Origin of the sequence: Spiroplasma sp. AdecLV25b (genome assembly GCF_030913225.1) — a bacterium.
Lineage (GTDB): Bacteria > Bacillota_I > Bacilli_A > Mycoplasmatales > VBWQ01 > Spiroplasma_E.
Map to the genome: position 1 here is coordinate 19,044 of NZ_JAQYTS010000045.1, position 9,585 is coordinate 28,628.

A 9,585-nucleotide genomic window follows, 5' to 3' on the forward strand; every position below is an offset into this window, starting at 1 on the left:
TAAATATGTAAAATTAAAGATAGTGTTTTCCCCTTTTATTTTTTAAATAAATAAGAGGGGTTTATTATTAATTTTAAAAAATTACTTTTTGAAAAGAAGAGAAAATATGGCTTTTGATAAAAATAATTTATACGGTTCTAATTTTGAAGATTTACCTTTTCTTCAGGACAATAATTCCAATAGTTCAGATGAAAAGGAAAAAAAGCTTCAGGGTGGATTTCAGTATGTAATTGAAATATCAAATAATGGATATAAAATAAAAAACAGCAATATAGATATTGTTCTTAATCCAAACTCAAATCAAGAATTATTCAATTCTCTTAATAGTATTATAAAAAAAATTAGAGATAAAGGTAAAATAAGTTCCAATCAATCAACTACTATTTATATTAACTTAGATGAAAATGGTCAAATTATTGGTTGTGAAGTACAATCAGGTTCAAGTAATGAAAGAAAATCCATTGAATTAAGTGATGAGACTAAAAATGACTTACAAAAATGTTTACATGGTATACAACGAAAATGCGATGAAAAAAGAGTTAGTAACTCTAAATCAATAAATCAAGTAGTAGAACAAGCAAATTCTCAACCATTATCAACACAACCTACATCACAACCATTAGCAACAAATACTAATAGTTAAAAAAATATTAAAGAAGGAGAAATTAAAATGGCAATAATTAGAAACAATGATTTTTGAAAATATATAGAAAAAAGTAATTCTGAAATACAAACATTATATAGTGAGTTACAGGAAAAGATAACAACTATACTTTCAAAGAAAGTTTCCTATAATGAAAAATTAAAAAAAATAAAACATGAATACATTGTTATTGCAAATAAATTAAGTAAAAAAGATGTAGATTTTGAAACAAATATAAAAAAATACACAGAAAACCAAGAAGATAATGGTACAAAAATTATTAACTATGATGAAGTTGAAAGTGGCAATGTTGATGTCAAAGAACAAATAGAAAAAGATAAAAAATCTATGAAAGAGTTTGAAAAAAATTTTATTTTTTTCAACCTTGCAAAAAAAAACATAGAAGAAAATGATGATAAAATAAACTATGAGCCTATTTTAATACTAGAACTTTATAAAGAATTTCTAACTCCATCAGCTAAAGTTGAATTGTATGAGTTTAGAACTCGTGAAGCAAGTACTAATTTTGAGTTTAGTAAGAGCAAAATATATTTTGAAGATTTAGAAAAATTTGTTATTAAGTGCAACCAAGCATTCAAATATTATGAACAAGAAGTGTGAAATTTAAATACATGGTATTTAAAAAGATTTGAAGCAATAAAAGAAAGTAAAGATGTTTACAATCAAGAAAATAATTTTGAGAAGTTAGATAGAGACTTTCAAAACAAAAGAAGTGATGTTTTTAAAAAATTTGAGGCAGGATATATTAAACTTCTTCCTGAGTTAGAACACCATCTTATTTATAATAGAGAAGAATTAGACTATCATATTACACAAACGGGTTACAATGCTCAAGATCAAGAACAAAAAGAACAGTTTCAAAAGTTTTTATTAATAAAAGCAAATCTAGAAAACTTTCAAATCAGATATCAAACGTATTATGGGAATAATAAAGTAATTAACAACGATGCGCAAAAATTAAATAAATTGCATAAACAAAGTGTGGAAAATAAAGAAAAAGAATATTTAAAAAACAGTAGTCAAGAAAGCCAAGATTTTAGCACTATTGGTGATGAAGGTATTAAGGAAAAAATTAAGTATTTAGAAAAATATTTGTTAGCAAACAAAAAAATTGAAGACATTTCATCAGCAATAACATTATTTAAATCTGAAACTGATAAAAACTATGAGAATAAAAGAAAAATTAAACTACAAAAAGAATACAAGATTATATCTGCTTCTAAAGACGTCTTTGGTGATGATTATAGTATAAAAGAAAAAAATAGAATGTTAAAACTTAACCTGTTTGATGTTGATGCTTCTAAAGTTGCTGTTGATAATCTTGCTGCTGTTATTAAAACTAAAATAACTAATGATAGTGAAGCAGTTGATGCTGCTATTGATTTTAATGTTACTACTTATGATAATGTTGTTAAAGCATATGATGATGTTGTTAAAACTTATAACGAAATTATTGAAATTTATAATGATGATGATATTGTTGCTAAAGTTGCTTATAACGAAGCTATTGCCAAAGCTAAAGTTGCTGTTGACCTTGCCACTAAAGATAGTAATAAAATAGCTCAACAGTTATTACTTAACGAAGAACGAAAAAAATTATTTATAAAATTTGTATCAGAAGCTAGAACAAGTAATTATAAGTTTAAAGATAACATTGGTACTATTGAACTTAAAACAAAAAAGTCACTAACGTGAAGAGTATGAAATACTGTTAAAAGTAAAACAAAATGATTTTTTAAAACATTATTGCCATGAAATGCTATTAAAAGTGCATATAATGAAATTAAACAATCAATAAACCCATATATATTTTTAAAGCGGAATACTGAAAAACTAGAAGCATTAAAAGACCAATTAGCTTTGGAAATTGATAATATAAAACTAAAATATGCTAAAAAAATGGCAAATGGCCCAGGGTGAAAAATTTGAAATCTTAATAAGAGTGATTCATATTATCTTAATGAAGCAGATAAAGAAATAGAAGATGCAATACATAAATTTAATTTTAAAGCAGAGCAGATAGTTAAACATTATGAATATTTAACTCAAAAGAATATTCATGTATATTCTCCAGGTGGTAGAGCAGTAAAAAAAATAGAAAAATTTAATGATTCATTAAAATTAAAATATAAAGAAAAAAAATGATACACTTCAGTTACTGATATTGAAGAACTTAATGATAAGTTAAAAGAATTAAGTGAAAACTCAAAACTTAAACTACAAAGTCCTAAAATCAAAGAATTAGTTGAATCTTCAAATTCATTAGATTCTGATATTAAAAATAGCATTGTTAATCCACAAGTACTATAAAAAAATCAAAGCACAAATAAAAAATATTTGTGCTTTTTTAATTATAAACACCGTTTTTCTGTATAATAAATATTGAACTATACAAAAGAAAGAAGGAATGAACACATGTCATGCATTATTGATATTAGAGCATTACAAGTAATTAACTCACGAGGAAACCCTACTATCCAAGTAGAATGTTGAACAGAAGACGGTGGATACGGAATCGCCTTAGTCCCATCAGGTGCTTCAACAGGAACTAGAGAAGCCCTAGAACTACGCGATGGAGACCCTAAAGTCTATGGAAAAAAAGGTGTCTTAAAAGCCATTAAAAACATTGATGAACTTATTGCTGATGAAATCATCGGTCTAGAAGTAACTAATCAAAGACAAATTGACCAAACTATGATTAAATTAGATGGCACTGCTAATAAAGAAAAACTAGGAGCTAACGCTATCTTAGGTGTTTCATTAGCTGTCGCTAAAGCTGCTGCTGATGAATTAGGTCAACCATTATATGCATACTTAGGTGGACCAAATGCTTGCCAACTACCTTTACCAATGTTAAACGTAATTAATGGTGGCGCTCATGCCGATAATAATATTGACTTCCAAGAATTTTTAATTATGCCAGTAGGTGCTAAAACTTTTTCAAAAGCAATGCAAATGGCTGCTGAAACTTTCCACGCTTTAAAAGATATTTTAAAAACTAAAGGCTACGTTACTGCTGTTGGTGATGAAGGTGGATTTGCTCCTAACTTAAAATCAACCGAAGAAGCATTAGACTTAATTATGGAAGCTATTAAAAAAGCTGGATATACACCTGCTAAAGACATGAAAATTGCTATGGACTGTGCTTCATCAGAAATTTACAAAAATGGTAAATATGTTTTTGGTAACAAAGATGGAAAATCACAAGCTACAGAAAAACTATTAACTTCAGAACAACTAGTTGATTACCTAATAGGTTTAACTAAAAAATATCCAATTGTTTCAATTGAAGATGGTTTAGCAGAAGGCGACTGAGATGGATTTAAATTACTATTAGAAAAATCAGAAGGTAAATTCCAAGTTGTCGGTGATGACTTATTTGTTACTAACCCAAAAATTATTAAAGAAGGAATTACAAAAAATGTTGCTAACTCAGTATTAATTAAACTAAACCAAATCGGAACATTAACTGAAACCATTGAAGCTATTCAAATGTGTCAAAAAGCCGGTTGAACTGCTGTTGTTTCTCACCGTTCCGGTGAAACTGAAGATACAACAATTGCTGATTTAGCTGTTGCCTTCAACACTGGACAAATTAAAACTGGTTCAATGTCAAGAACTGACCGTGTTGCTAAGTACAACCGCTTACTAACAATCGAAGCAGACCTTGGTGACCAAGCAGTATTCTTAGGTGATGATGCTTTCTATAACATCAATAAAAAATAATTAATTATTATTGTTTTTAATCAACTCTCAAATCATAATTGTATTTTTATACGGTTATGATTTGATTAATATTTAGTTTTTGATTTAATAATAAATGTAACAATTATTTATATGCACAATTAGAAAAGGATGACTAACTATGAATGATACAAAAAAAACAAGAATTGGTATTTTAACCTCTGGTGGCGATGCCCCAGGCATGAACAACGTAATTAATGGTGTTTATAAAACTCTCCGTAGTATGAGTTTTGAAAACAGCAAAGCAGGTAGCACTGATAAAAGAGCATTTGAATTAGTTTTAATAAAAAATGGTTATAAAGGTTTATTTGAAAGTGAGTTTCAGACAATTAATGCCCAATGAATACAACTAATTGATTTAGGTACCCAAATGGGAGGAACTATTATTGGCTCAGCTCGTTTTAAAGAATTTGAAAATGAAGCCACAAGAAAAAAATGTATTGATATTTTACGTAAAGAAAACATTAAAGGTTTAATCGCAATTGGTGGTGATGGAACAACTACTGGTTTACAAAAGATTAGTGTTGAATCAGGAATCCAATGTGTTGGAATCCCAGGAACTATTGACAATGATGTTAATTCAAGTGAATTTACTGTTGGTTTTGATACTGCTTTAAATACTATTGTTGAAAATCTTGACAAAATTCGTCAAACTGCAGATTCACATAGTAGAATTATGATTGTTGAAACTATGGGTCGTGAATGTGGTGACCTTGCTCTACATGCAACTGCTGCTGCCAACTGTGATTTAGTAGCAACCAAAGATTTAAATATTTTAGAACCTGCTTTAATTGAACTAATCAAACAAATGTATCTTAAAAAACAACGTCGTTCAATGGTAGTAGTAGTAACTGAAAACCTATATGATGTTAAAAAAATGGCTAAAATTCTGGAAGCAGAAACTAAATGTGAAACAAGATCAGTAGTTTTAGGACAAATTCAACGTGGTGGCACAGCCAGTGCTTTTGACCGTTATCTTGCGACAATGATGGGAGTTTTTGCTGCTGAAAGATTTGCAAATAGTAACAAATCTAGCATTTGTGTTGGATTACAAGGTAACCGTTTAGTAGCCATTGAAATCCAAGATGCACTTAATACTCCAAAAACACCAGAAAAAAATTCAGCACTAACTGCTAAAGTATTACGCTTATCAGGGATTATTACAAAAAAGAATACTTAAGAAAGAGGTGAATCACTTGATTCCAATTATAAAAACAACTAAGTGTGTAACAACCTTAGGACCTGCATCAAGTTCAGCAGAAGTTATTCAACAACTAGTTGAAAATGGATCGACTTGTGCTCGAATTAACTTTTCTCATGGAACCCATGAAGAACATTTAGCACGTATTACAACAATTAGAGAAGTTGCAGCAAAACTAAACGCTCCAATTGCTATTATGTTAGACACAAGAGGACCTGAAGTAAGAACTCATACTTTCAAAGGTGGTAGTGCCCAAATTAAAAAAAATGATGTTATTACTATTATTGACAATGAAGAAATTATTGGTACTGCTGAAAAATTCTCTGTTAACTACGCAAATCTTTCTAAGGACATGAAAGTTAACGATAATTTATTAGTTGATGATGGGAAATTAACATTAAAAGTTATTACCATTAAAGGGCATGTTATTACTTGTCAAGCTTTAAACACACATACGATTAAAGACCGTCGTGCCATTAATATTCCTAACGTAAAATTATCATTACCATTTATTTCTGATAAAGATAAAGCTGATTTAATTTTTGGTTGTCAACAACAAGTTGATTTTGTGGCAGCATCATTTGTTTGTTCAAAAGCAGATATTTTAGCTATTCGTAAAGTATTAGATGACAATGGTGGTAAACACATTCAAATTATTGCCAAAATTGAATCACAATTAGCAGTTAATAATTTTGATGAAATCTTGGAAGTTTCTGATTCTATTATGGTTGCCCGTGGTGATTTAGGAGTTGAAATTCCATTTGAAAAAGTACCATTCCTAGAACGCCAATGAATCCAAAAATGTTGAGATGTTAATAAAACAGTAATTGTTGCTACACAAATGTTAGACTCAATGGTTGATAATCCTCATCCAACAAGAGCCGAAGTAACTGATGTATGAGTAGCTGTCGATTGAGGTTCAACATGTACAATGCTCTCAGGTGAATCAGCTAATGGTAATTACCCAGTACTAGCCATTGCTACGATGAGTAAAATTATTGTTGATGCTGAAAGTCATCAACCAGTAAGTAAAATTGCTAATGAATTACTAACATCAAAAGATACGTTAGTTGCTAAAACAATTAAAACCATTATTGATGAAAAACCACAATTTTTAATTACTAACAGTCAAGATAGTAAATTCTTAACAACAATTGCTAATGCTCATTTACCAGTATACATAATTCCTATTAGCAATAATGTTATTGATTACAATAAGTTTGCTTTAAATTCTGGAATTTATGCTTATTATGACCAAAAAGGTGCTACAATTGATTTAAATAATACTTTACAAATTCAAGAAGCGATTAGTAGCACGTACACAATTCCTACTAAAGTCAAGATATTAGTAATTGATATTAATAATAGTACTAAACCTTTTTCATCTTTCACTGCTAAATAATCTAGTACTATTCATGTAAATAGAAAAGGAATTAGGTAACTTATGAAAATTAATATAAATACAGTAGATGGTAAATTAACATCTTATCAATTAGACCAACCGATCACTGGTTATGAATTATTATTGAAAGATGATGATAAGCAAGCAGCTTCGATCATTGCTTTTACATTGAATGGTCAATTAAAAGATTTACACTGAGAAATTAAAGAAGATGCTGAAGTTAAATTTGTTACTAAAGATGAAACTTTAGGTTGAACGGTTTTAAACTATGGTTGCGCCATGGTTTTAGCACATGCTATTAAAACTATGTATCCCAAAGCATTAATTACTGTTGCGAAAACTAATGATGATGGTTTTTACTTAGATTTTGACTATAGCACTCGTTTAACAAACGAAGATTTAGTTAAAGTTGAAAAACAAATGCATGAATTATTAAAAAATAATTTAGCTGTTGCTCGCATTTGCCAAACCCAAATTGAGTCATTAAAAAGTCACAGTGAAAATCCGTTTGCCTTAGAATATATTAAATTAAATCATGTTAATGGTTTAAAGTGCTCATACTTGGTAGACAATAAAACCTTAGTAGTTGCTTCTGGAGTTGCCATTAATGAAACAAAGTCAATGAAAGCTTTTAAATTATTAAATATTACTGGTGCATATTGATTAGGAAATGATAAAAACAAACAATTGCAAAGAATTACTGGGATTTGTCACTACTCAAAAGAACAATTAACAGCAGTTATTAAAGATATTGAAGACCGTAAAAATCGTGATCATCGTAAATTAGGAAAAGAATTAAATATTTTTACTTTCAACGATGATTGCGGGAAGGGTTTACCAATCTTTTTACCTAATGGAATGACAATTAAAAAAGTTTTACAAAATTACTTACGTGAACAAGAATTCAAATGAGAATATCAAGAAGTAGCAACACCAGTTTTAGGTTCAGTTGAACTTTATAAAAAAAGTGGTCACTGAGACCACTATCGCGAGAATATGTTTAGTCCAACTGAAAAAGAAGGTGAACAATTAGTATTGCGACCAATGACTTGTCCTCATCATTGTATGATTTATAAAAGTGTCCCTCGTAGTTACCGTGATTTACCACTGCGTTTAAGTGAGCATGCATTGCTATATCGTTATGAAGCAAGTGGTGCTTTAACTGGTTTAGAACGTGTTCGTAGTATGGAATTAACTGATTCCCATATCTTTGTGCGTCGTGACCAAATGAAAGCAGAATTCAAACGCTGTTATCAATTAATTGCTGAAGTTTTTAAAACTTTAAATATTAAAATTGATTACTTATCACTATCATTACGTGACCCTGCTGATAAAGAAAAATATTTTAATGATGATAAAATGTGAGTTGAAGCAGAAACAGCATTGCGTGAAGTATTGGATGAATTAAAATTAGATTATAAACCGATGATTGGTGAAGCTGCCTTTTATGGTCCTAAGTTTGATGTTCAAATTAAAACAGCACTAGGTCATGAAATCACGATTTCTACAATTCAATTTGACTTTTTATTACCAAGAAAATTTAATTTAATTTATATTAACCAGAATAATAAAGAAGTTAACCCAGTTATTGTTCACCGTGGTTTAATTGGTACTTACGAACGTTTTATTGCAACACTGTTAGAACAAACAAAAGGGGTATTCCCATTATGACTATCTCCAACCCAAATTGCTATTTTACCAATTAATGAAACCCAACCGATGTTAGAATATGCTAATGCGATTCATGAAACATGTAAGCAAAATAATATTCGCGCCAAAATCATTAGTAGTGGCACTATTAGTAAACGAATTGCTGAAGCACAAACTCAAAAAGTGCCTTATCAAATTATTGTTGGCCAAAAAGAATTGAATGACAATAAAATAAGTTATCGTCAATATGGACAAAAAACAAGTCTCACTAGTGATTTAATATCATTCTTGAAATTATTAGTAAAACAAGTTAATGATAAAAAATAAATATTAATTTCTAAAAAGTATTTAAGAAATAGTCTTGAATACTTTTTATTTTATATAGATGCTTTTTAAATAGTAATCAATTAGATAATTATTACGTCCAAAATAATATTCATTAATCATAAATAAAATTTTTGTGCTTTCGTTAATTTTAATGATGTTTTTTTAATTCATTAGAATAAAAATTGATAATTTTTAAAAATAAATAAGTGTTATTTTTGATAAAATTAATATTATTTATTGATATTTTTATTAGTTTTTAAAATCTAATAAAAATATAATTATTTTTTATTAGATTTTAATTGACATTGCCTTTGCTTTTCTGTATTATTATTATTGTGACCAAAAACAAAGGGGTCATAAACCAGAAAAAACGATCTTTGAAAACTAAATAGAACAAGAATTAATCCGTCAATTTTTATTAAAAAATTAAGTAAGTCAGACATCATTCTTTTAACAAAAAAACAATTTTATTGAGAGTTTGATCCTGGCTCAGGATTAACGCTGGCGGCATGCCTAATACATGCAAGTCGAACGGAAGTAGCAATACTTTAGTGGCGAACGGGTGAGTAACACGTATCTAACCTACCATTTAGTGGG

6 protein-coding genes and 1 rRNA gene are annotated in these 9,585 nt (G+C 28.8%); all 7 read left to right on the top strand.

The annotated features are described in order from the left end of the window. Positions 1-106: 106 nt before the first annotated feature. Positions 107-643 (top strand): hypothetical protein, encoded by a 537-nt coding sequence (locus RDJ14_RS04510; RefSeq protein ID WP_308150171.1) that lies wholly within the window; start codon positions 107-109, stop codon positions 641-643. A 27-nt stretch (positions 644-670) separates the two neighbouring features. Next, complete coding sequence (locus RDJ14_RS04515; RefSeq protein WP_308150172.1) at positions 671-2,974, top strand: hypothetical protein; 2,304 nt, start codon at positions 671-673, stop codon at positions 2,972-2,974. Positions 2,975-3,079: 105 nt separating this feature from the next. Beyond that, entirely contained in the window at positions 3,080-4,390 is a 1,311-nt protein-coding gene (gene eno, locus RDJ14_RS04520) for a phosphopyruvate hydratase (protein WP_308150173.1), read from the top strand. Between the two features lie 139 nt (positions 4,391-4,529). Beyond that, positions 4,530-5,588 (top strand): ATP-dependent 6-phosphofructokinase, encoded by a 1,059-nt coding sequence (locus RDJ14_RS04525; RefSeq protein ID WP_308150174.1) that lies wholly within the window; start codon positions 4,530-4,532, stop codon positions 5,586-5,588. 16 nt (positions 5,589-5,604) lie between these two features. Further along, a complete protein-coding gene (gene pyk, locus RDJ14_RS04530) occupies positions 5,605-7,011 on the top strand; it encodes a pyruvate kinase (RefSeq protein WP_308150175.1) in 1,407 nt (468 codons plus the stop codon). A gap of 42 nt (positions 7,012-7,053) precedes the next feature. Next, a complete protein-coding gene (thrS, locus tag RDJ14_RS04535) occupies positions 7,054-8,988 on the top strand; it encodes a threonine--tRNA ligase (protein ID WP_308150176.1) in 1,935 nt (644 codons plus the stop codon). A gap of 466 nt (positions 8,989-9,454) precedes the next feature. Beyond that, positions 9,455-9,585 (top strand): 16S ribosomal RNA (locus tag RDJ14_RS04540); the annotation flags it as partial.